General features: G+C 38.6%; 16 protein-coding genes. 11 read left to right on the top strand and 5 right to left on the bottom strand.

Annotation, left to right across the window (positions count from 1 at the left end; genetic code table 11):
• Nucleotides 1-34: 34 nt before the first annotated feature.
• The 7 genes from ccoS to NDQ75_RS14585 all read left to right on the top strand — a co-directional run bounded on the left by ccoS (nt 35) and on the right by NDQ75_RS14585 (nt 6,204).
• Entirely contained in the window at nt 35-214 is a 180-nt protein-coding gene (gene ccoS / locus NDQ75_RS14615) for a cbb3-type cytochrome oxidase assembly protein CcoS (protein ID WP_202029901.1), read from the top strand.
• Nucleotides 215-220: 6 nt separating this feature from the next.
• On the top strand, nt 221-2,425 hold the full coding sequence (gene ccoN, locus NDQ75_RS14610; protein WP_202029902.1) for a cytochrome-c oxidase, cbb3-type subunit I: 2,205 nt from the start codon (nt 221-223) through the stop codon (nt 2,423-2,425).
• A 2-nt stretch (nt 2,426-2,427) separates the two neighbouring features.
• The gene (locus tag NDQ75_RS14605; protein WP_242513734.1) at nt 2,428-2,619 is read left to right on the top strand and encodes a CcoQ/FixQ family Cbb3-type cytochrome c oxidase assembly chaperone; all 192 of its coding nucleotides are present in this window, start codon (nt 2,428-2,430) and stop codon (nt 2,617-2,619) included.
• Complete coding sequence (locus NDQ75_RS14600; protein ID WP_202029903.1) at nt 2,616-3,476, top strand: cbb3-type cytochrome c oxidase N-terminal domain-containing protein; 861 nt, start codon at nt 2,616-2,618, stop codon at nt 3,474-3,476. The genes NDQ75_RS14605 and NDQ75_RS14600 overlap by 4 nt, the downstream gene beginning before the upstream one ends.
• Nucleotides 3,477-3,606: 130 nt before the next feature.
• The gene (ccoG, locus tag NDQ75_RS14595; protein WP_202029904.1) at nt 3,607-5,028 is read left to right on the top strand and encodes a cytochrome c oxidase accessory protein CcoG; all 1,422 of its coding nucleotides are present in this window, start codon (nt 3,607-3,609) and stop codon (nt 5,026-5,028) included.
• 6 nt (nt 5,029-5,034) lie between these two features.
• Nucleotides 5,035-5,484 (top strand): FixH family protein, encoded by a 450-nt coding sequence (locus NDQ75_RS14590; RefSeq protein WP_202029905.1) that lies wholly within the window; start codon nt 5,035-5,037, stop codon nt 5,482-5,484.
• A gap of 3 nt (nt 5,485-5,487) precedes the next feature.
• Nucleotides 5,488-6,204: a sulfite exporter TauE/SafE family protein gene (locus tag NDQ75_RS14585; RefSeq protein WP_202029906.1), complete on the top strand. Its 717-nt coding sequence runs from the start codon at nt 5,488-5,490 to the stop codon at nt 6,202-6,204.
• 135 nt (nt 6,205-6,339) lie between these two features.
• Here NDQ75_RS14585 and hemN read toward each other — a convergent pair whose 3' ends face one another.
• The 4 genes from hemN to sppA form a co-directional block, all read right to left on the bottom strand.
• Entirely contained in the window at nt 6,340-7,698 is a 1,359-nt protein-coding gene (hemN, locus tag NDQ75_RS14580; RefSeq protein ID WP_202029907.1) for an oxygen-independent coproporphyrinogen III oxidase, read from the bottom strand.
• A gap of 83 nt (nt 7,699-7,781) precedes the next feature.
• A complete protein-coding gene (locus NDQ75_RS14575; RefSeq protein WP_202029908.1) occupies nt 7,782-10,511 on the bottom strand; it encodes an AsmA-like C-terminal region-containing protein in 2,730 nt (909 codons plus the stop codon).
• Nucleotides 10,512-10,726: 215 nt separating this feature from the next.
• Entirely contained in the window at nt 10,727-11,437 is a 711-nt protein-coding gene (locus NDQ75_RS14570) for a queuosine precursor transporter (protein ID WP_202029909.1), read from the bottom strand.
• Between the two features lie 3 nt (nt 11,438-11,440).
• Nucleotides 11,441-13,204, bottom strand: coding sequence for a signal peptide peptidase SppA (gene sppA, locus NDQ75_RS14565; RefSeq protein WP_202029910.1), 1,764 nt, complete (start codon nt 13,202-13,204; stop codon nt 11,441-11,443).
• 250 nt (nt 13,205-13,454) lie between these two features.
• Between sppA and NDQ75_RS14560 the strand changes: the two genes are divergently transcribed.
• Nucleotides 13,455-15,329, top strand: a complete 1,875-nt coding sequence (locus tag NDQ75_RS14560) for a hypothetical protein (protein ID WP_202029911.1) — start codon at nt 13,455-13,457, stop codon at nt 15,327-15,329.
• 23 nt (nt 15,330-15,352) lie between these two features.
• On the opposite strand, the gene NDQ75_RS14555 is transcribed toward NDQ75_RS14560, so the two are convergent.
• On the bottom strand, nt 15,353-16,942 hold the full coding sequence (locus NDQ75_RS14555; protein WP_202029912.1) for a peptide chain release factor 3: 1,590 nt from the start codon (nt 16,940-16,942) through the stop codon (nt 15,353-15,355).
• 595 nt (nt 16,943-17,537) lie between these two features.
• Between NDQ75_RS14555 and NDQ75_RS14550 the strand changes: the two genes are divergently transcribed.
• The 3 genes from NDQ75_RS14550 to NDQ75_RS14540 all read left to right on the top strand — a co-directional run.
• Nucleotides 17,538-19,970 carry a hypothetical protein gene (locus NDQ75_RS14550; protein WP_202029913.1) on the top strand — a complete coding sequence of 811 codons (2,433 nt, stop codon included), beginning with the start codon at nt 17,538-17,540 and terminating at the stop codon, nt 19,968-19,970.
• Between the two features lie 186 nt (nt 19,971-20,156).
• On the top strand, nt 20,157-23,015 hold the full coding sequence (locus NDQ75_RS14545; RefSeq protein WP_202029914.1) for a LamG-like jellyroll fold domain-containing protein: 2,859 nt from the start codon (nt 20,157-20,159) through the stop codon (nt 23,013-23,015).
• A gap of 316 nt (nt 23,016-23,331) precedes the next feature.
• Nucleotides 23,332-24,606 (top strand): hypothetical protein (locus tag NDQ75_RS14540; protein ID WP_251762035.1); only part of this gene is annotated, 1,275 nt, incomplete at its 3' end.

Genomic DNA, 24,606 nt, shown 5'->3' with positions numbered 1-24,606 from the left:
GGCAGTGCATAAATTTGTACCAGAATTAATTTTTATGAGTGTAATCTATCTCCTTCTATCCATTAGCATTTTGGTGGCAATCATCTTCTTTGTTGCCTTTATTAGCGCCGTAAAATCAGGACAATACGACGATAGCTACACTCCTTCTATTAGAATGCTTTTTGAAGACGAATTAAAAAAAGAACCTAATACAACTGATAACAACAAACAATAGTAACCTATGGAAATGGAACAATTTTATTACGACAACAAAATTGTAAAGAAATTTCTTTATGCAACCATGTTTTGGGGAATGATAGGAATGCTCGTTGGGCTCCTACTCGCTTTTATGTTTATTTTCCCAAATTTAACAGATGGTATTTCTTGGTTAAGCTTTGGAAGGCTTAGACCTTTGCATACAAACGCCGTAATCTTCGCCTTTGTAGGAAATGCAATTTATGCTGGGGTGTATTATTCCCTTCAGCGTCTCCTAAAAGCTAGGATGTACAGTGACTTTTTAAGTAAGTTCAATTTTTGGGGTTGGCAGCTTATTATTGTTGCTGCGGCCATTACCTTACCTCTTGGCTATACCACTTCAAAAGAATATGCCGAACTTGAATGGCCCATCGATATTGCAATTGCACTGGTATGGGTAGCTTTCGGGGTAAATATGATTGGAACGATTTTAAAAAGACGTCAAAGACACTTATATGTTGCGGTTTGGTTTTATTTGGGAACATTCGTAACGGTAGCCGTTCTTCATATTTTTAATAGTTTAGAACTTCCTGTAAGTGCTTTAAAAAGTTATTCCGTGTACGCCGGGGTGCAAGATGCACTGGTACAATGGTGGTACGGGCATAATGCGGTTGCATTCTTTTTAACGACTCCATTTTTAGGACTTATGTACTATTTTGTACCTAAAGCCGCAAACAGACCTATTTATTCCTACAGACTTTCTATCGTCCATTTTTGGTCGTTGATATTCATTTATATCTGGGCTGGACCACACCACCTTTTATATACTGCCCTACCGGATTGGGCACAAAACTTAGGTGTTGCATTTTCCGTTATGCTTATCGCTCCGTCTTGGGGAGGTATGATTAATGGTTTATTAACGCTTCGCGGTGCGTGGGACAAAGTGCGAACAGACCCAGTTCTTAAGTTCTTTGTAGTTGCAATTACCGGTTATGGTATGGCGACTTTCGAAGGACCTATGCTATCGCTTAAAACGGTAAATGCCATCGGGCACTTTACAGATTGGATTATAGCCCACGTTCACGTTGGCGCACTGGCCTGGAACGGTTTCTTGACCTTCGGGATGATTTACTATTTGGTTCCTAAAATGTTCAAGACCAAACTGCATTCCGTAAAACTGGCCAATTTCCATTTCTGGATTGGCACCTTAGGTATCGTTTTATATGCCCTACCTATGTACGTAGCCGGGTTTACCCAAGCTTCTATGTGGAACCAATTTAATCCAGACGGAACACTTCTTTACGGAAACTTTTTAGAGACTGTTACTCAAATAATCCCAATGTATGCCATGAGAGCTGCTGGAGGAACACTTTATTTGGTAGGTGCTGCCATAGGAGTTTACAACGCGGTTAAAACCATTCGCTCTGGAATGGATGTTAAAGATGAATTGGCAGAGGCTGCACCGCTAACACGTGTTTCTAAAAAAAGACTTTCTGGGGAAACTTTCCACAGTTGGTTGGAAAGAAAGCCTGTTCAATTAACCATATTAGCTACCATCGCTATTTTAATTGGTGGAATTGTACAGATTGTACCTACTATTTTGGTGAAATCCAATATTCCCACCATATCTAGTGTAACTCCTTATACTCCATTAGAATTGGAAGGACGTGATATCTACATTAGAGAAGGTTGTGTTTCCTGCCACTCGCAAATGATAAGACCTTTTAGGAGTGAAGTGGAGCGTTACGGTGAATACTCCAAAGCAGGGGAATATGTTTATGACCACCCGTTTTTATGGGGAAGTAAACGTACCGGACCCGATTTACACAGGATAGGTGGCAAATACAACGACAATTGGCACTTTAACCACATGTACGATCCACAAAGTACATCGGCGGGAAGTATCATGCCTTCATACCGTTGGTTGATTACAGATAAACTGGATCGATCTGAAACGGAAGCTAAAATGAAAGCAATGGCGAAAATGGGAGTGCCTTATTCTGAAGAAGAAATTGCCAATGCGCAAAAAAGCATGGATGAACAAGGTGCAACTATCGAACAGAATCTTTATCAGGATCCCGACTTTAAGGAATCTTATGAAGCTGATAAGAGAGCTGCGGAAATGAACAACGAAGAGTTTGTAGAAATGAAAGATCGTGAAATTGTAGCGCTTATTGCCTATCTACAAAGATTGGGTACCGATATAAAAATAGATTTCAATCAAGAAGAATCAACCTCTAAAACGAAGTAATCATGATGAAATTTGCTAAAAATTATATGGACTCCATCGATGGTGTAGCCATATACCCGATATTTTCACTACTTATTTTTTTCGTCTTTTTCGTGATTCTTTTTTGGTGGGTCTTTACTGCAAACAAAGATTATATCCAACGAGTAAGTAATTTTCCATTAGAAGAAAACGATCAACAAAACAAAACATCATGAGAACATTATCATCCTATTTAAGAGTCATACTTATCCTGGTTATTGTTTTTTGTGCGGCTGAATATTTTATCGATTCGGGTGACATGCCGGCCTTTATTAAATATCCACAGGTTTCCATCTTTTTAGTGCTTTTTGCCATACTGCTTGTAGCTGCAGAAATTGTAGCTGCATCTATGAAAAGTCTAACCACGTGGTTGCTTACAGAAGAACAATTACAGCAAGCTCAAGAAAATTCTTGGTATAAAAACTTAATGCGAAAACTTACCAAGACAAAACCTATTGAAGAGGAAGACGAAATTATCCTAGATCATAATTACGATGGGATTCAAGAATTGGACAACTCTCTTCCGCCTTGGTGGCTGTACGGATTTTATGCCAGTATTTTATTTGCCTTTGTCTACATGCTGAAGTACCACGTTTTTAATGGTGACAGTCAGAAAATAGAATACGAAAAAGAAGTTGCTGCTGCACAAATAGCTATTGAAGAATACAAAAAAACAGCTGTTGATTTAGTTGATGCCAAAACTGTTGTAGCGCTTACTGAAGACGGCGACATAAAAAAAGGAGCGGAAATCTTTAAAGTTAATTGCGTTGCGTGTCATCGTGCTGATGGAGGTGGGGCAATTGGACCAAACTTAACAGATGATCATTGGATTTTGGGTGGTGGTATAAAAAACATTTTCCACACTATTTCTGAAGGTGGTCGAAGCGGTAAAGGAATGATTGCATGGAAACAATCCCTAAAACCATCAGAAATACAACTTGTGGCTAGTTACATCCTAACATTGCACGGCACTAATCCGCCAGACGGAAAGGCTCCGGAAGGTGATATTTGGATTGAGGAAGCAGGGCAATAGTAACATTGAAAAGGCAAGGGTTTTGTACTCTTTCCGCAGATAATAGTTTGAATAATTTGTTGAAAACGGCAATATTTTTTCAACTCAGCAAGCGAATTTTAATTGCTTTAAAGGAGCTAAACGCTAAAAAATGGAGACTTCCGAAGAAAAATTCAGGGATTCTATCGGTACAATAAACGAAGAAGGGAAAAGGGCTTGGGTATTTCCCAAAAAGCCTCATGGCCACTATTACAAATACCGAAAATATGTAAGCTATTTTTTGTTGGCCTTTTTAATCCTTGCTCCCTTTATCAAAATCAACGGAAACCAATTTTTACTGTTCAATGTACTTGAAAGGCGGTTCAATATTTTCGGGTTCCCCTTTTGGCCACAGGATTTTTACCTGTTTGTAATTTCCATGATTATCGGAGTGGTTTTTGTCACTCTTTTTACAGTCGCTTTTGGTAGAATTTTCTGTGGATGGATTTGTCCGCAAACCATATTTATGGAAATGGTTTTCCGCCGGATAGAATATTGGATTGATGGCGACCGCGGAGCACAAATGCGTTTGGACAAACAAGAATGGAATGCGCAAAAGATTAGAAAAAGATTATTGAAATGGTTCATCTTTTTTCTTATCTCCTTTCTCATTGCCAATGTGTTTTTGGCCTACCTCATCGGGAGTGACCAGTTAATTCGCTACGTCACAGAAAATCCCGTAAACCATGTTTCTACCCTGATTTCACTTCTTATTTTTACGGCGGTTTTCTATTTCGTCTTCGCATGGTTTAGGGAACAGGTGTGCATAATTGCCTGTCCTTACGGAAGACTTCAGGGCGTGTTGCTGGATAATAAGTCTATTATTGTAGCCTACGATCACAAGCGGGGTGAAAAAGAAAACGGAAGAAAAAAATTCAAAAAAGGTGAAGACCGCGACGCTTTGGGCTTTGGAGATTGTATCGACTGCAAACAATGTGTGCACGTTTGTCCTACAGGAATAGACATCCGAAACGGAACGCAGCTTGAGTGTGTTAATTGTACGGCTTGCATAGACGAATGCAACACTATCATGGAGAAGGTGAATCTACCCAAAGGTCTAATTCGGTATGCTAGTGAAGACAATATCGAGAAAAAAGCACGCTTTAAATTTACGCCTAGATTAAAAGGATACACCGCAGTTTTGGTAATTTTAATCGGACTGCTAATAGGAATGCTCTTTTTGAGAAATGATGTGGAGGCTACAATATTGCGCCTGCCAGGACAATTATACGAACACAAAGGAGAGAATATCATAAGTAATGTGTACACCTTCAAAATCATCAACAAAACGGTTAATGAAATTGATAATGTTCATTTTGAACTGCTTTCGCCTAAAGGGGAAATTAAATTAGTTTCCAACCAGAATTTTGACATTCCGAAGGAAGGACTTTTCGAAAGCACCTTATTTATTGAAATAGACAAAGCTTTTCTAAAAAACGATAAAACCAATTTAAAAATTGGTGTTTTTAGCGATGGTAAACTTATAGAAACTACTTCTACAACCTTTCTGGGACCTAGAAGTTACAGTAAATAAAATAATATGAAAATTAATTGGGGAACAGGTATCGTAATTGCATTTGTGTTGTTTATAAGCTTCATTCTGTTTTTTGTAATTAAAATGAATACCAATAAACAATACGAACACGACTTAGTGTCAAAAGATTATTACAAAAAAGAACTGGAATATCAGTCTAAACTGAATAAGGCAAATAAAACCAAAGAAAAAGGCTATCAGTTATTTACTGAATTTACTTCGGAAGGAATTGTTGTTGAATTTCCTCAAGAAATTGATGTAGAAAAAGTAACTGGTGAAATAATTATGTACCGCCCTTCCAATAAACTCTTGGATTTTAAAGAGACACTACAATTTATAGACGGTAAGGTTTTAGTGCCCATTTCCAAACTTCCTGAAGGACGTTGGAATTTGGAGGTGGACTGGCAGTACAATAACACCGAAAATTATTACTACAAAAAAGAACTCAATTTATAAAGCATGTGGGTTTCGGCATTCATATTAGGTCTATTAGGTAGTTTTCACTGCATTGGCATGTGTGGCCCCATAGCCTTTTTATTGCCTTTAAGTCACGATAAACCCGTTAAAAAAGGAGCACAAATATTTATTTATCACCTCGGAAGAATACTTACCTACGCTTTCGTTGGATTTCTTTTTGGTTGGATAGGAAAAGGGCTTTTTATAAGCGGTATGCAGCAGCGCCTATCAATAGTTATTGGTGTATTAATTGTATCGCTGGCATTAATTCCACTAAGAAACAACAAAAGTAACTTCCTATCCCGAAAGCTAATGCTTGTAATTTCAAAAGCTAAATCGGCATTAGGAAAACAGCTAAAAAAGAAAAAAGCATCCGCATTATTTTCAATCGGACTTTTAAACGGGCTGCTCCCCTGCGGGTTGGTTTATATGGCTTTATTTACGGCAATTGCTTTGGGAAATCCACACCAAAGTTCTCTTTACATGGTTTTCTTTGGTTTAGGAACAATCCCTTTAATGACTACGGCAGTTTATCTAGGGAATTTTTTGTCGATTTCAGCTAGAAGAAAAATTACCAAAGCCATTCCAGTATTCGTGGTACTCATTGGGCTTCTTTTTATTGTCCGGGGTTTAGGACTTGGAATTCCCTACCTTTCCCCTTCCGATTTACAATTAATGGTTAAAGCGACACCTAATTGCGTAGTGCCCGTAGCGCAATAAACCTACAAAAAAACCCCGCTAAAATCCTATCTGTGTCCAATAGACAGGCCAACGGGGTAATCAAACCAAAGTAATTATTTTATGTATTAAAGACTTTTTAAGATGTCAATTTAAATCTAAACTTTTCCAAAACTTTTAAACGGTCATGGAAAACAGTTGTCGTTGCGGGGCGGACTCTTTTAAATATGAATCAAATGCCATGCATATATTTCTTACAAATGGTCTTCCAGCAACTTTTACAATTATTTCTTTATTGGTAACGGTTAAAAGTTGATCATTTTCAAACTCATGAAGGGACGCTATAATTTCATCCATTTCTTCTAAAACCAAACCTTTATTTTCCCATGAGGTGGTAAAATTGCACATGAGATTTAAAATGTGCTTTCGAGTCGTTAAATCCTTTTTATCCAGTACATGTCCCCGGAAAACTGGGATTATGCCTTCCTTCACCAACTGGGTATACTCCTTAATGCTTTTGGCGTTTTGTGCAAACGCATACCAACTGTCGCTAATGCTAGAGGCACCCAACCCAATCATTAAATTGGTTTTTTGGGTAGTATACCCCATAAAATTCCGATGCAATTTTTGGTTTTCCATTGCCACATGTAAGGAATCCTCTTTTAAAGCAAAGTGGTCCATCCCTATTTCAACATATCCCAATTCTTCCAAAAGTTGTTTCCCAATCTCATATAATTTTCTTTTTTCATCTCCTTTAGGAATGTCTTCATCGCTAAATCCCCGTTGTCCGTTGCCTTTTATCCAAGGCACGTGTGCATAACTGTAAAATGCAATACGTTCTGGCATTAACAGCAGTGTTTTATTAATGGTATCTACTACGTGACCAAGTTCTTGAAATGGCAGGCCAAAAATTAAATCGTGACTAACGGATGTGTATCCTATAGCCCGTGCTTCCTCTGTTGCACGCTTTACGTTTTCAAAAGGTTGAATTCTATTAATTGCTTTTTGCACAGTTTCATTATAATCCTGTACTCCAAAACTCACACGTCTAAAACCCAAATCGTACAGCGTTTGTAAATGTTCTTTCGTAGTGTTGTTGGGATGACCTTCAAAGCTAAAGTCATAATCCGCTGCTCTTTCAGCAAACTTAAAAATACCTTCTATTAATCGCTTCAAACTATCCGGAGAAAAGAAAGTGGGTGTTCCACCTCCTAAATGGATTTCTTTGATTACAGGTGGCGTTTCAAATAAATTAAGATACAATTTCCACTCTGCCAGAAGGGTATCAATATATGGATGTTCCACCTCATGCCGTTTGGTAATGTGCTTATGACAACCACAAAAAGTACACAGGCTTTCGCAATAAGGCAAATGTATGTAAAGACTGAGTTCACCATTATTTTCCAGGAAAGATTCTTGAACCGATGTGACCCATTTCTCTGCTGAAAAAGTATCATTATTCCAAAAAGGCACAGTGGGATAACTAGTGTATCTAGGCCCAGGCACATTGTATTTCTGAACTAAAGAATTGCTCATACCTTATGATTTGCACCACAAAGTTATAAGCAACCCTTCTGGTAAAAAATGACAAATGTCAGTTTATCAAGTTTTTATAATATTTACTCCGCCTTAGCGGTATCTTTCTTTTTACTACCAAACAAGCCTTTAATAATATTATCGGCTGCTTTTTTTATTTCATTGGTTTGTGTAGAATCCAACTTTGGTTTATTTCCAGAGGAAGCTGAGGTCGCCGTAGTATCTTTAGAACTTCCACCACCCAAGAATTTATCGATAGCATCTTTTACTTTATCGCTACCCTCTTTTACGTATTTATCTTTTTGCATTTCAACCAATTTCTGCGTCAATTGTGTTGCTGTTGAACTCAAATCGGTAGAAACTGATGGGTTGCTGTATGTCCCACCAATATTCGCAGTTACAGGAACCGTAATATTCTTTGCATCGGGATCGTTTAGTTTGGCAATTAAATTATTCACATCCTTCCCTAAATATTTAGCTGGAACATCAAAAGTAGCTTTGTAGTTAATGGATTTATCAAAACCATGACTTCCTGCCACCTTCACATTAATATCTTTATACTTTAAATTAAAAGGCTTCACGTTTACTTGTCCGTTATCAAAAGTAAGAGATGTTTTTACATCTTTAGTTTCACCTTCCTCGAAACTTAGAAAATCCAATTTTGTACCTAACGCACTTAACAACTTTCCTTTTTCAGCATCAAAACCGCTAACAATAGCTTCTGCCAATGCATTTCCTGAAAGCGTGCTCAACTGAGGCGTAAAATCATTATTTAAGTTTCCTTTTATGGCAAAATTAGAATTAAGCTTTCCTTCCAAAGCACTTGCAATAGGTGTTATTGCCTTTAACATATCCAACCCTTGAAAAGATTCAGCGATATTGAAGCTATTAATTCCTAAATCCATATTAAATACAGGGGTCTCATTTTTAGTTGAAACAGAACCATTAAGGGCGATTTTACCACCAAACAAACTCGAATTCAAGTCTTTTAGGGTAACTGCTTCATCTTTTATAATAAGCGTTCCCGAAACATCTTTCAAGGTTAAATTGTCGTAGATAACTGTATTTGCTTTCGCGGCAATCGTGGCATCGAGGAAGGACGGGATTTTTATTTGCTCTTCTTTTCCGCCAGTGGTTGTTGGTTTTTCTGTCTTTGGCGTTTCGGTGGTATTTTCCTCTTTTTTACTTTCCTCGGAAGAGCTTTCCGTTTTTTCCGTCATGAAATCGTTAACCGCAAATTTGTTGGAACTTAAAGTAAAATTCCCTTTCAATGTTTCTTTATTGAACATGTAACCCAGTAAATTCTGAATAGAACCTTTAGCCGAAATATCGGTTTGGCCCGTTTTGGCTTCAAAGGCATTTAAACTTACATTTTGCGTATTGAAAGTAACGGCAGCATTGGAAATTTGGACTGGATTCTTCATTTCTTCCGAAGCAAATTCAAAATTCTTTAAACCTAAAGTTCCACTATTTTTAGTGTTTTGGTATTGCTCCTTTTCAATCGATTCCATATCAAAAGTGGTGCTCAAATTAGCATCCAAAATTCCTTTTAAATCTTGTTCCGCAGGAAAAGGATAGGCTTGTGAAAGGTTCGCCAAGTTTATCCGCCCATTCAAGTTGGCATTCACCAACGGATTTCCCATAAGATGTTTTATGTGTGCTTCTGCATTGAAAACATCCTGCGCGATCATAAAAGAAAGCTTGTTAATATCTACATACGTATCCTCCAATATTCCACTTTCATTGGCAATTTTAGTGTCAATATTTATATTCTTAACCGATTGCGGCAAATCTGGATATTTAAAAGAAGCGTTGCTCGAGCTTATGGCAATATCAAAAGCAGGAATGTGCTCTTCATCTACCACACCTTTGAGTTTTCCCTGAACCACAAAATCACCAGTGGTTTGAACATTGGCAATATCTTTTGAATAAGCTTCAGGAATCACTGCCAAGAAATTTTTAAAGTCAGAAGACGGTGTTTTAAAAGTAATGTCCACTTCTTGATTGTCTTCATTTACTTTTACAAAACCATCAAAAACCAAGGCAAGCTGATTAATAATGGCTTCATTTTCTAGGAATGTATATTTATTCTGTTCTAAATCCACACCCAGCTTGGCATCCAACTGTATAAGATTTCTTCGGAAGTAATTTACGCTGTCCATATCAAATGAGATAAGCGCCGTTGTTTTGGTGTCCAATTCTGATTTTACCGCAGAAAGATCTCCTTTTCCGGAATGGTTTAAACTATCAAGTTCAAAATACATTTTCCCTTTTTCATCGTAATATTTTATACGGGAGTTGGTAATCTCATAATTCTTTACGGAAAGACGAACATTATTACTTGCAGGAGTAGTTTCAATCGTTTCCGAAGTTGTAGTTTCTGAAGTTTTTTCAGCTCCGGAAACCGGTTCTTTTTTAGCAATATCATAATTGGCATTTCCTCCTTCATCTACAAAAACATTAATTACCGCTCCATCTATGGAGAATGAATTCACCGAATAAGGCTCGCCTGCATCGTTGAAGATTTGCATAAACGGCACGCTAATGTTCGCTTTTTTAGCATATACCAAAGTATCCCCTTCAAATGGGGCATTATTTATCAATCGCATTTCTTCCACCGTTACGGAAGCATCGGGGAAACTTCGGAAGAGGCTTACATCAGCATCTTTAAAATCAAACTTTGCATTGATGTTTTTATTGACTGTATTCTTTACAATCTTGATTATCTTTCCTTCAAATAAAAAGGGTGCGGCGATTAAGAAAACGACCAATAACCCAAGTATTATTCCTATTATTTTTAGTGCTTTTTTCATTTTTTCTTTTTCTAGTTTGGTAGCTTTAAAGACCGATTGAAACATAGCCTTTTTACTACCCTAATATTAACAAAATTGCGGTAAAATCTATATAATAGAAATGACTTTAATAAAAGTTTAATGTTTTTAAAGACATGATGGAACTTTAGAATATAAGAAAAACCGAACATACTTTAATTCACACGCAGCAAAGCGTAATGTGGTTTTCTGAGATATCAGAACTCAAAATCAATCTCCTCATTTGGTTTGAGTTTAAACCTTTTTTTGAATAGGTAAACGAAAAAATAAAGCAGCGGTGTATCGATAATAGCTACAAAAACTTTAAAAAGAAAGCCGCTAACGACTAATCCATAAAACAAATCCCAAGGTAAAACCTTAAAAACGCACAGCAAAAGCACTACGGTAAACGTATCTATAAATTGCGAAGTAAAAGTGGAAAAGTTATTCCGTAACCATAGATATTTTCCGTTTGTGAGCTTTTTCCAAAAGTGATAAATGGTGATGTCTATGTATTGCGCAAACAGATAGGCTATCATCGAAGCGAGGACGGCAATGGGAGAAAGTGCAAATACCTTCGTAAAGATATCGTTTTGTATGGGAGAAGTGGGTATGGCTGGAACTACATCTGCCAATAAAACAATCCCCATGGAAAATAAAGAGGCAAATATTCCGGCCGTAACCACTTGATTCGCTTTCTTCTTACCATAGATTTCTGAAATGAGATCGGTAATTAAAAAAGTGATGGGGTAAGGTAAAATTCCGACGGAAACTTCGAACAAAGAAGCTCCGAAAACTTTAAAATCACCAAAGGGATACCAGTAAAAAAACTTTTGAAAAATAAGATTGGAAACCACTAGCGAAGTAATAAACAACGCTCCTAAATAAAGGTATATTTTAAATGCTAACTTCTTATCCTGTTGGGTCATTCGTTACTTAATGTTCATTTCAAAAGGCATTCTTGCCTGCAAGCCTTTTTTAGCAGTCACCGACTTCATTTGTTGTAAAATCTGGTAAGCCTCTTCGCCCAACTCTTCTTTTAGCAATTGCTCTTTTCCTTTCATAAAACCAAGTCCGGAAAAGTTTTGTAACAATTCTTCGATACTGGTTTCGTAAACTGGATAATTTTTCACCGCGTAATCTTCTAACTCTTCACTTTCTGCAGCAAAAGCAACCGCATCATCCAATCCACCAATTTCATCTACCAAACCGCGTTCTTTCGCTTGAATACCTGTCCAAACTCTTCCTTGAGCCACGCTATCAACCTCGGCAACTTCCATATTTCTTCCGTCGGAAACACGCTTTAAAAAGGTTTGATAAAATTCTTCTATCCCCTCTTTAGCATATTTCTTAAAGTTTTCGTTGTCTTTTTCAAAAACACTATAAATGGTTGAATTTTTATTGGTATTCACTTGTTCAGCATTAATACCCCATTTGTTTGCCAATTCGCTTACGTTTGGAATGGTGGCAAAAACACCAATAGACCCTGTTATTGTAGAAGGTTCAGCAAAAATCTTATCGCCGGCAACCGCCATGTAATATCCTCCAGAAGCCGCTAAATTCCCCATGGAAACTATCACTGGCTTCACTTTCTTGGTAATTTCTATTTCCCTCCAAATAATATCGGAAGTCAATGCCATTCCTCCTGGTGAATTAATACGCATAACGATAGCCTTGACTTTATCATCTTCGCGAGCATCTTTAAGGGATTTAAACATCGTTTCTTGCCCGATATAATTATCGTTCCCTTTTCCGTAGCCTATTTCACCTTGGGCATAGATAACCGCTATTTTATCTTTTCCAGCAGTTTTAACTTTCTTGGCAGCATATTCGGCGTATTTCAAAATGGAAATCTTATTCATATCCTCATCTTTTTCAATAGCGAGCTGTTTTCTCAACAAACCATTGTATTCGTCTAAATAGGCTAACTTATCAACAAAAGCATTCTGTAAAGCAAGCTCAGGTGTTCTCGCCGCTAATTCGTCTGCAAAAGCATCCAATTGAGAAACTTCCATACCTCTACTCTCTGAAATATCGCCCAAGTAAGTACTCCAAATGGATTCTAGCAGCTCGCTTATTTGCTCTCTATTTTCAGCACTCATTTCGTTAGTTAAATAAGGTTCTACAGCACTTTTGTATTTTCCGTGACGGATTACCTCCATTTTAATTCCTGAGTTTTCTTGAAGGTCTTTCAGGTATAAAACTTCCGAGGAAAGTCCTCTAAAATCTAAATTCCCGGTTGGATTTAAAAAAATAGAATCGGCTACGGTAGCCAAATAATAGTCTTTTTGGGCATAGAAATCGCCATATGCATACACAAACTTACCAGACTCTTTAAATTTCTCAAGTGCCTCACGAATGGTTCGGGTGTTGGCAGAACCCGTCATTAAAAACGAATTGTAAATACTTATTCCTTTTATTTTATCATCCTCTGCTGCCTTTTCAATCGCTAACAGAACATTGTTCAAGCCGTTATATTCTTCAAATTTAAAGTCTATATCAGTGAATTCATATTTCCCACCGTAGTCTTTTAGCGGCTGATCGAAGGTGATTTCCAGGATGGAATTATCCTTCACCTTAATAGGTTCTTCGCTACTTCCTGCCACCGCAGCAATGATTACAAAAAACATCACTACAATCCCCAATGCAATAAGCGTCCCTAAAATAGCTGCTAATAAGTTTCTTAAAAATTTCATGGTCTAATATGTGTAAAATTCGATTTTGTGCCTTTAACCAAAGAAATTAAAAATATAGGATATTAGCAACTTTTTAATTCTTTACCGCTTTTGTTCTCCTAAAACAGATAGATTTTTCGAAGCAAAAAACCTAAAAGTTGCTTTTCAACCACTTTTTTATCCCGTTGTCAACATAAAGTTTCGCATCAAATTACGTTTTTTTACTTTCGCCGAAAATTTTAAGTACCCATAATTATAAGCCTACTTTAAAATGTCCGGAATTTTCAATTCTATTGTCAAAAGAACATTATTTGCACTTCTTATCATTGGTTTAGTAAACTTTATTTACAGTTTCAGTAGAAAGGAAACAAAAACTACGGAAAGCTTTATAAACACTGCTCCGCCCGATACCGATGGTGATGGATTAACAGACGATATTGACAAGGACGATGACAATGACGGAATTCCAGACCTCATGGAAGATGAATGCGAGATAACGGGGAATTTTGGTCCGCCACCCTCTCGTGTAACTTCTTCTAATGCGGTTACGGCTATTTATTCTGATTATCAGGGCTACTGGAGCTCTTCTACTACCAATTTAAATCCTAAGGAATTCGACAATCATTCTACGTTGTTGGCTTTTGAAGCAAACGGTAAAACCTATGCAACTGGCGTTCCGAATGCCAGATTAAAAGACACAAATAATAATGGGAGGTTTGACAGAATAGATACTAATAATGATGGTACTGGGGACAAAATTATAGAGGAAACCACTTGGGTGGCCGTGCAGCCCGTTACAAGAATCACCAATGGAATACGTTTAGAAGCTAGAGCTTTGGATGGAAACTTAAGCCAAGCAAATGGTCCGCTCCTTACCTCTGGCGGCACTCCATTTAACCCTTATTTGTACGAAGGCGTTAGAGGACTCGATATGGCGTATACCATTGCCAATATTGGAAATACATGGACATTCCGTTTGGGAGGCACAACGTCTGGCTCATACGGCGACGGCATCATGGATATTCTTTTAACCCAAGGTGCATTGCTTACCTCTGGGTCTAATTATAACCGCTTGCACCTGCTTGATGCCAACGGAAATTATTTAGGAAATGGCGTAGAAGTAATATGGAATAACATTCCGGAAGTCGGTTTTTCTATTGTGGATCAATACAATGTAAATGATTCCCGAAATGCTGCCAACTCAAAAAAAGGTTTACGTTTTGCCGCAGTAGAACTTTCGGAATTTAACTTAACTGAAACACAAAAAAGTCAGGCGGTAGCTTTTAGACTGGAGATTTCCAGTGGTGCAGACCCCATTTTCTTTGCTGTTAACGAAGGAAGCTTTACTCCAGGATGTATTTCTATTGATACCGATGGAGACGGTATTGCCAACAGTTTGGATTTAGATAGTGACAATGACGGTATTTACGATGCGGTGGAAGCAGGCCATGGAAAAACCATCAATTCCAGCGGAAGAGTGACAGGAGCGGTGGGCGCCGATGGAATTCCAAACAGCGTACAGGCAACGACCCAACCCGACAGCGGGAATATAAATTACAATATCTTGGACTCTGATAACAATAACATCGCAGATTATATTTCTTTGGATAGTGATGCCGATGGATGCAATGATGTTTTGGAAGCGGGTTTTACCGATCCCGATGGAAATGGATTTTTAGGCAACAATCCCATTTCCGTAAATGCAGCCGGCGTGGTTACAGGCCAAGGTGGTTATACTGCGCCCAAAGACAACAACACCGATGGAAAATTTGATTATAGAGTAGCTAGCCAGCGACCTACTATAACCACACAACCCAAAAACACTACTTTTTTTGATGGAAATGCGGGCACACTCAACATTGCATCTACGCATACAACCGCCTTTCAGTGGCAGGTTAGCATCAATGGTGGACCATTTAATGATATAACGGATGGACCCCTCTATGCTGGAACTAACACGAACACTCTTACGGTTAAGGAAGCTGACTTTTCAATGCAGAATTATCAATATCGAGCGGTTCTTACCAATTCGGCCTATGTATGTAATTCACAAAACATATCCACCGCGGCAGTCACAAAAGTTGGTGTAAAAACGGTTATAAGCAATAGAAACCAAACCTACCGCGTTAATAAGGATACACCTTAAGAGGAGGTTTGAAAAACCTATTTTTATTTATATTCTGAAACAAAATGTAGTTTTACACTAGGGTATTTTTGCTGGGTCATTTGTATGGAAAATGAAGAATCTGCTAAAAACACCAGTTGTCCCTGCTTATCCTTTGCCAAAAACTTTTGCTTCACCCTTTTAAACTCTTTAAATTCTTCGCTGTTTTTATCTTCGGGCTCCACCCAACAAGCTTTATGTACCGGCAGGTTTTCATACGTACATTTAGCACCGTATTCGTGTTCGAGACGGTATTGGATGACCTCATATTGCAGTGCTCCTACTGTACCAATAATCTTTCTATTATTCATTTCCAACGTAAAAAGCTGCGCCACCCCTTCGTCCATCAACTGGCTAATTCCTTTGTCCAGCTGCTTTGCCTTCATAGGGTCCGCATTATTGATATAACGGAAATGCTCCGGGGAAAAACTGGGTATGCCGCGAAAGTTCAATTCTTCACCTTGGGTAAGCGTATCGCCAATTTTAAAGTTTCCAGTATCATGAAGCCCAACGATATCCCCTGCATAGGAAACATCTACAATTTCTTTCTTTTCAGCGAAAAAGGCATTCGGACTAGAAAACTTGAGCTTTTTGTTTTTTCGAACATGTAAATAGGGCGTGTTCCTTTCAAACGTTCCTGAAACAATCTTTATAAATGCCAATCGGTCGCGGTGTTTGGGGTCCATATTGGCGTGGATTTTAAATACAAAACCAGAAAAATCCTTTTCATTCGGATTTACCAATCGTTCTTCCGATTTTTTAGGAAGTGGTGTTGGGGCTATTTCCACAAAACAATCCAACAACTCTCGCACTCCAAAATTATTTAAGGCCGAACCAAAAAATACAGGCTGCAAATCTCCCTTTAAATATTCATCACGGTTAAAATCGGGATATACTTCATACACCAATTCTAAGTTCTCACGAAGTTCTTCGGCTGCTTTTGCACCTATAATCTTTTCCAATTCCGGATTGGAAACATCATCAAAAGCAATGGTTTCTTCTATATTTTTCTTGCTATCACCACTAAAAAGGTTAATGTTCTTTTCCCAAACATTGTAAATCCCTTTAAAATCGTAACCCATACCAATAGGGAAACTTAGTGGCGTTACCCTTAGATTCAGTTTTTGTTCCACTTCATCCAAAAGGTCAAAAGCATCCTTTCCTTCCCGATCCAGTTTGTTTATAAACACAATCATAGGGATGTTTCGCATGCGGCATACTTCTACCAACTTTTCAGTCTGCTCCTCAACCCCTTTAGCCACATCAATCACAACAATAACACTATCTACCGCCGTTAAGGTTCTAAAGGTATCTTCAGCAAAATCCTTGTGACCAGGCGTATCAAGAATGTTTATTTTCTTTCCTTCGTAATTAAATGCCAAAACCGATGTTGCCACCGAAATCCCTCTTTGGCGCTCAATCTCCATAAAATCACTCGTCGCACCTTTTTTAATCTTATTGCTTTTAACGGCTCCAGCTTCTTGTATCGCGCCACCAAACAGGAGCAACTTCTCCGTTAGTGTGGTTTTTCCTGCATCTGGGTGGGAAATAATCCCGAAAGTTCTTCTTTTCTTAATTTCTTCTTCTAAACGCATGCTTATCCATTTAAGGACTGCAAAAATAATTGATTCTGTGCCAAGCAGCATCATTTATCCTATTTTTTCTACGGAAGTACTTCAGAAAATTAAAATAAACAGGATCTTAAAAGTGATACATCTTTCACAAATCGCACTACACACCCCACTGGATGCACTACATTACCTACGCGATGTCTAACATAGGCCACTGGATGTATTGCATAGCCGCTGGATGCATTGCATAAGCAACTGGATGCACAACATAGCCCGCTAATCGCTCTGCACAGCCCACTGATTGCATTGCATAAACCTCTAATTGTTCTGCATAACCCGCTGATTGTATAGCATAAACTGTTAAAATTCCTTCAGAATAAATTATAAGCCTTTCTACAGTGCTTAGAAATACTTTTTCCGATGCAGAATTAAAAGGTACACCTAACCTTTATGTCGTTTGTCGATACTTTACTGTTTTATAGCCCATTATTTTGTAAGAAAAATATCTCTACCCATATATTTGGACCAACGTTAACGTAATTTTAACATTTTTTGCAAACCCAACTCTTTCAAGGTTCGTAATTGCCTAAAAACGAATCTTTAACCCTCAAAAAAAGCTATGCAAAATAATTACAACCTCGTTCGCAAAGCCTTCACCCACGGTGGAATTGCTTTTCTATTTATTTTTTTGCCCCTTGCTCTGGGCGCTCAAACTCCTATTGAAAGTATTAATGCCTCGTATGTAGATGTGAACAATAGTAGTAATGACTACACCATAAAGGGGAATGGGAGTCATCCAAACTATGCGGCAGGCACCGACTATACGCTTCAATTTAGCACCTCCAATACCACTCAAAATAATTACGAATTGAGCAAAACAGCTTCCTTCGTAGCTGGTGGCAAAACCTTTGATGCTGCTTTTCTAGTAGATAAGTTTTTTGTTCGTAGAAATGGAACTGCGGGAGGAAATCAACGACGCCAAATTCTTTGGTTTGAAAGGGAAAACACAAACAATAGCACGAATACGCGCGCATTGAGACCCAGCTATGCAGGTAGTATTGAAGAATCGTTTCGAAGTTTACGATTGAATATTGGATCGGACAACACTTTTGTAAACCCTGGCGGTGATGGTTCAGGAGGAAGTGCACAGGTAAATAATATAGAACGGTTTGATTATATTAATTCTGAAGGAATTTCTACTGCCACCCCAGCTAATGCAGGTTTTGCCGTATTTGAAAGAAACGGAAACGATCCCTTTAAAATTGCGGCTGTACTTTCTATTGATGCCGACGGAAACCCCACCAAGTATGGAACGCTAAAAGCCATCCCTGCGTCTGCGTTTGGGACAAAAAGTTTCCACGACACCAATTACGTTATTTTTCAAAGGCAAGACTCCGATAGTCGTTTAAAGCCTGCTGAAAATGGTGGTCCGCAAAGGGTGGCCGGTACATTTATAAGCCTAACCGATTTAGGAATTGTGCCAAATCAGGTTTTCTACGGATATATCATCATGCCTAATGATGCCATAACTCCCGACTGGACCCAGAGTCCTACCAACACCAATTCTACCCAAGGCGGAATGGACGCCTATCCCGGTGGCGGCTTTTACGATAGCGATGGCGGACTACAACAGGTGAATGCTAACAACGACGCCGATAACGATGGAATTCCTAATACTAGCGACTTAGACGATGATAACGATGGTATCTTAGACCTAAATGAAGGATTAGATTGCGCCACTTCAAATTTAAGAAATACCAAGGCGTTAAATACAGACTACGGAAAAGACGCTGTGACCAATATTGCAACCTATAAAACAGTAAAGATAGATGTTACATCAACCATAAGTTCGGGAGCTACCTTTAACAAATTCCGGTTTGAAACTGGCATTGCCGGGAATACAGAAGGACTATTACTAAACACCTCTAACACCAATTTCGATACTGCACCTACTACACATACATTTCAATTCAACCAATCGGTAACCAATGTAAACATCGACTTGGGTGATATCGATGAAAGCGATGTGGTTGAAATAAAAGCATTTAATGGCGCCAACCGTATAAAACTTAGCAATAGTAATTTTGTAGTATTGAATCCTGCCAATGTAAATAACGATGGTGCAAAAACGGTATCTTCCAACAATCCCAATAATATCGCCAATACTTCCAATGCAGGAAATGTAACAATCACTATTGGTCAGGCCATCGATAAATTAGTTTTTAAAGTAGGTAAATCGGGTCCTGCTGGAGCAGTGCAGATTTCCTTTAGTAATATTAAGTATTGCATCCCCACAGATACCGATCAAGATGGTATTTTAGATTATTTGGATGTAGACAGTGATAACGATGGTATTTACGATGCCGTAGAAGCTGGTCACGGCGGCGCGCATTCCAATGGAAGACTAACAGCAACAGTTGGAACGGATGGTATTGCTGATAGCGTACAAGATTCACCCAATGCAGGAACAGTAAATTACACCGTTCTAAGTAGTGACACAGACGGCAAACCAGATTTCCAAGACCTTGATTCTGATGCTGATGGATGTTTGGATGTGCTGGAAGCTGGATTCACGGAAAACCCAGATAAACCTGGACAACTTTTAGGAAATACCGTAAACAGCAATGGAAAAGTTGCAGGAAACACCGATGGTTATACCCAACCACAGGATCTTAATGGAAATACAACATTTGATTATCGTGAAACCACTCCCAAACCTGTTATAGCTGGACAACCCCAAAGTAAAACGATATTTACGGGAGATTCAGTTTTCTTCAATGTTGCCGCAAAGAACAGCAATGCCTACCAATGGCAGATTTTCAACGGAACAACATGGGATGATATTTCCAATACAGGAATTTACAGCGGAGCAACGACAGATGAATTAACCATAACAAAGACCCCCAACAGTTTAAACGGAAAAAGATTTAGGGTAATTGTTATAAACACCAATAACGCCTGTGGTGAATTGTTATCCAATGAAGCGGTGTTAACAGTAAACGTAAAAACAGTAATCACCAACAGAAACACCACTTACAGAGTTAATAATTAACAAGTTACACGACAGAATGCAGAACAACGATAATTATCTATCATTAAGCGAATAATTTAAAATATTACTATGCATGCATAATATATTTGTATCGATTAAAATGAATTTAACACAACATTAACAAAACCAAAATAAAATCTTTTACGTAAGTATTTTACTCAAAGGATATTTAACCTCAAATTTTGAATGAAGAAATTTTACGCTGTAACATTTTTTATACTATTCTTACCGTGTCTTTTAATTGGGCAAAGCGTTGATGGTTATGTAGGACAAGCTACTAGCTTGAACGGTTTCTCAAATCCTACAAATGCTGAAGGAATTCCCGGAAACACTTTTACCTCAAGCTCCTTAAATCCTTCTGACGGTGCAGATAATTTACTTTTAAGATTTCCATTTTCGTTACCTGCAGGAACTACCATTGGCTTGGTTGTTCAAACAGACCCTAGTGTAGCCTCCTCAGATTTTAACGTACAAAGATCCAATTCTTCTGGAGCTGACAATGGCAATATAGTAGTGTCAATCGCTACCACAACGAAAACAACAATAAGTTTCACTCTTGGCAATGCCCTTCAATATATAAGAATCATTGGCCACCAAACAGGTTTAAGAGTCTTTGGAGCTAGTTATACAGTGCCAAATGCTTCCAGGGACACGGACCAAGACGGAATAACCAACATGGCCGATAAAGATGATGATAACGACGGAATTTTAGACATTTTAGAAACTAATTGTAACCCGGTAAGCGGTTACGATGGTTATTGGCCAATGGAAAATTCAACCAATGATGCTTCTGGGAACAATCATAATCTTAGAGAAGGAAGCGTAACTTTTAGCGCAGACCGAGTAAGAGGTTCTTCTTCTGCAATTTTCGACGGTACTTCCAACTATTTATCCTACAGTGACGGAACCTATCTAAACAAAGAAATAACGAATTTTTCCTATTCATTTTGGGTAAAACCCAACAATCTTTCAGGCACAAAAACATTACTGGATGAAGGTGGCGGCACCAATGGTCTTGCCATTCGCTTAAACAACAACATCTTGGAATGTGCTGTTAGGGAGCAAAGTATTCAGAAAAACACCTCTTCTTTCACATTTCCCAACGACGGTTTATGGCACCATATTGCCGTAACTTATAAAGACGGGAACGTAATTCTATATTTGGATGGTAACCCGAGCAATACGCTTAATACCGGCTTCAATAGCTTGGCCCCACACTCAAGTGCTCATGCATTTGGGCGTAGCTCAGGTGACGCTTTTGGATCTAATACCCCAAATTACTACGCGGGTTTAATGGATGATTTTATTCATTATGAACGTGCCTTATCACAAAATGAGGTTAATAATATCATCACAAGTATTTGCGATACAGATAACGACGGAATTGTAAACAAACTGGATCTCGACAGCGACAACGATGGAATCCCGGATAATGTGGAAGCACAAACTTCCATTGGTTATATTTCACCTAGCGGTAATTATTCAGAAGGAATAGATAATTCGTACGGAACTAACGGACTCACTCCCGTGGACACTGAGAACGATGGAACACCCGACTATCTTGATGCCGACAGTGATAATGAAGGAAGCAACGATACAGTTGAAGCTGGACTTACTTTATCAAATACCGATACAGACAACGACGGATTGGACAATACCACCGATGCAACAACTGGTTATTCAGACCCTTCGGGAACCATCGATAATCCCTTAACAAGCACAGGAGGTTCAATTGCGCTACCCGATACCGATGCTGATGCGAACACCGGAGGCGATGTAGATTTTAGAGACGCTATTGACAATAATGATAACACGCCCCCAACCATCACAGCGACTGGAAACCAAATTCACTGTCTAGGCGACAGTACACCAATCGTAGAATCCATTAACATAGAAGATGAAGAGGATCAGTTAGAAAAAGTTTTTATACAAATATCAAGCAATTACGATAATGGCCCAGCAAACAATGATGGTATAGGAGATAAATTGACATTAAACGGCACGCACCCAAACATTGTAGCTTCTTGGAGTGAACTCGAAGGAAAATTAACACTTACTGGTCCTGCTACTTTAGATGAATTTGAAGCAGCCATCCTCGATGTTGTTTTCACTTCAAATGCACCAAACATAACCGATGAGACTCGCGATTTTTCTATTGTATTTGCAGAATTGAACTTTTTAGAATCGAGCGGGCATTATTACGAATACGTACCGGATATTGGTATCACATGGAAGAATGCACAAATAGCTGCAGCAAGTAGGTCCTTTTATGGCTTAACAGGATATTTAGCTACCATAACAGCTGCAGACGAAGCCCAATTATTAGGCGAACAAGCTCCAGGAGCGGGATGGATCGGTGGAAGTGATGAAGCTGTTGAAAATACTTGGAGATGGGTTACTGGTCCAGAAGGTTTAGAAAATGGCGGAGCTGGATTACAGTTTTGGCAAGGCCTTTCCAATGGAAGTCTAGCAGGACCCGCACCTCAATATGCCAATTGGAATACAGGAGAACCCAACCAATCTGGAAATGAAGACTATGCACATATTAACGACCCTTCAGCAAACAGAGGTGTAGAAGGTTCTTGGAACGATCTTTCCAATACAGGAGCAAGCAGTGGTGCATACCAACCAAAAGGATATTTAGTAGAATACGGTGGCATGCCAGGCGACCCTACTCCTCCAGAAATTTCGGCAGTAACAAAAGTTACCCCATTTACCATCAACCAAGAAAACCAACCCGAGGATAAATTCGTATTTGTTGATGAAGGGACTACATTCTCTGTTACAGCAAAAAATGTAGCAACTTACCAATGGCAAGTAAGTACAGACTATGGGAACAACTACACAGATATACCGGGAGAAACCAGTAAAGATTTAACACTTGCTAATATTGAAGTAAATCAAAATGGAAATAAATACCAGGTATTGCTAACAAGCACAAAATCATCCTGTGGAACAATAACTTCTGAAGAAGCTACCCTCTCTGTGGGAGTGAGAACCGTAATTACAAACAGAAATCAAACCTATAGAGTAAATAAAAATTAATGCAGTTTATCCATGAAAAAGACACTTAATCTTACATACAACATTATGAGATGGGTACACATCATTTTTATCGATAAACCCCTATTATTACTGTAACTTTGAACGATTGAAAGAATTAATAACCCTCAATATAAACCCTTAATGAATTACGCAACAAAAAAATTATATTCTTTATGAAGATCTAAATAAAACGATCTCTTAATTCAAGAATAGATTAGCCAAAAAACTTATTGAAATTTTAAATGCTGCTTACGTGGCAAGGGGACTTTTTGCGTAAAAATTAAAAAGAAATTGTGTTAAAAACATACATACTAACATGAAAAATAGAATTTTACTTTTTGTATTGCTTATTTCAGGATTCGCGTTTTCTCAAACAACGGTGAATCTGGAAAATCAATGTGACTGTACCGTTTTAAAAGGTACAGCTGTAACAGCCGCTGGCTCCACTGCAGATAGTAATGGAGTTGAAACAGGAGATATTTATATTAACGAAATTACAGGAGTACTCTATTTTTGGAATGGAAGCTCTTGGGATTTGACCTCGGGGGATAAAGTAAAAAATCAAACTTTTGTGGTGAACACCACAGATGGAACTTTAGTGCTGACGGATTCTGAAGGGGAAAGTGTATCAGTACTTTTATCTGAAATTGCGAATGCGGTAGATACCAACACCACCAACGCTACGCTTACTCAAGATGGCACCAATTTAATCTTAACCGATAGTGATAACAACTCGGTAACAATTCCATTGACAGACATTGCAGCAGCAACCGATACAAATACGACTAATGTTAGTTTTTCTGTTGACACAGCTACTAATGAATTAGTAATTGTCGATTCTGAAGGAGCTGATGTTAGGGTGGCTTTAGCTGATATTGCCGCTCTAGTGGATACGGACGACCAGGATTTAAGGAATGTTTTAGGTGTAGGTAATGATGCTGGAGACAAAGAAATTATTGGTTTACTAGATCCTACAACTGCTCAAAGTGCTGCCACTAGGAATTATGTGGACAGTCAGATTTCAGCAAATGCCGCAGATGGTTCGGAAACCAAATTAACAGATGGAACTACGACTACCATAACAGGTGATGGAAAAGTAGGATCAGAATATAAAGTAGAGGTTACGGATGAGACAATTACTTCCGCAAAGATTTCAAACGGAACGATAGCTAGCGAAGACCTAGCTGCTGGAGCTGTAAATGCGGCTGCCATAAATGTGGATGTTGCTGGAACAGGGCTAACAAAGAATGGAACGACTGGAGCTTTAGACGTTGATGGGACTGCTATCAACGGTGATGGAAACATTACTTCAACAGACCTTACCGTCGGAGGAGATAGCAATGCGCTATTAGGAGATGTTACTCTAGACATAAAAGATGATGCCGTTACTTCCGCTAAAATATTAAACGGAACTATCGTAGCGGCCGACTTAGCAGATGAGACAATTACTTCCGCAAAGATTTCAAACGGAACGATAGCTAGCGAAGACCTAGCTGCCGGGGCTGTAAATGCGGCTGCCATAAATGCCGATGTTGCAGGAACGGGGTTGACAAAAAATGGAACAACCGGAGCTTTGGACGTTGACGGAACC

Origin of the sequence: Galbibacter mesophilus, assembly GCF_023721415.1 — a bacterium.
GTDB lineage: Bacteria > Bacteroidota > Bacteroidia > Flavobacteriales > Flavobacteriaceae > Galbibacter > Galbibacter mesophilus.
This window is presented reverse-complemented; position numbering and strand designations above follow the sequence as displayed.

Bases quoted from the DNA above. Each gene is read 5' to 3' on its own strand.
- ccoG (WP_202029904.1), top strand. From the start codon at position 3,607: ATGGAGACTTCCGAAGAAAAATTCAGGGATTCTATCGGTACAATAAAC.
- NDQ75_RS14555 (WP_202029912.1), bottom strand. From the start codon at position 16,942: ATGCGTTTAGAAGAAGAAATTAAGAAAAGAAGAACTTTCGGGATTATT.
- sppA (WP_202029910.1), bottom strand. From the start codon at position 13,204: ATGAAATTTTTAAGAAACTTATTAGCAGCTATTTTAGGGACGCTTATT.
- NDQ75_RS14605 (WP_242513734.1), top strand. From the start codon at position 2,428: ATGATGAAATTTGCTAAAAATTATATGGACTCCATCGATGGTGTAGCC.
- NDQ75_RS14570 (WP_202029909.1), bottom strand. From the start codon at position 11,437: ATGACCCAACAGGATAAGAAGTTAGCATTTAAAATATACCTTTATTTA.
- NDQ75_RS14590 (WP_202029905.1), top strand. From the start codon at position 5,035: ATGAAAATTAATTGGGGAACAGGTATCGTAATTGCATTTGTGTTGTTT.
- NDQ75_RS14585 (WP_202029906.1), top strand. From the start codon at position 5,488: ATGTGGGTTTCGGCATTCATATTAGGTCTATTAGGTAGTTTTCACTGC.
- NDQ75_RS14545 (WP_202029914.1), top strand. From the start codon at position 20,157: ATGAAGAAATTTTACGCTGTAACATTTTTTATACTATTCTTACCGTGT.
- hemN (WP_202029907.1), bottom strand. From the start codon at position 7,698: ATGAGCAATTCTTTAGTTCAGAAATACAATGTGCCTGGGCCTAGATAC.
- NDQ75_RS14600 (WP_202029903.1), top strand. From the start codon at position 2,616: ATGAGAACATTATCATCCTATTTAAGAGTCATACTTATCCTGGTTATT.
- ccoS (WP_202029901.1), top strand. From the start codon at position 35: ATGAGTGTAATCTATCTCCTTCTATCCATTAGCATTTTGGTGGCAATC.
- ccoN (WP_202029902.1), top strand. From the start codon at position 221: ATGGAAATGGAACAATTTTATTACGACAACAAAATTGTAAAGAAATTT.
- NDQ75_RS14550 (WP_202029913.1), top strand. From the start codon at position 17,538: ATGCAAAATAATTACAACCTCGTTCGCAAAGCCTTCACCCACGGTGGA.
- NDQ75_RS14560 (WP_202029911.1), top strand. From the start codon at position 13,455: ATGTCCGGAATTTTCAATTCTATTGTCAAAAGAACATTATTTGCACTT.
- NDQ75_RS14575 (WP_202029908.1), bottom strand. From the start codon at position 10,511: ATGAAAAAAGCACTAAAAATAATAGGAATAATACTTGGGTTATTGGTC.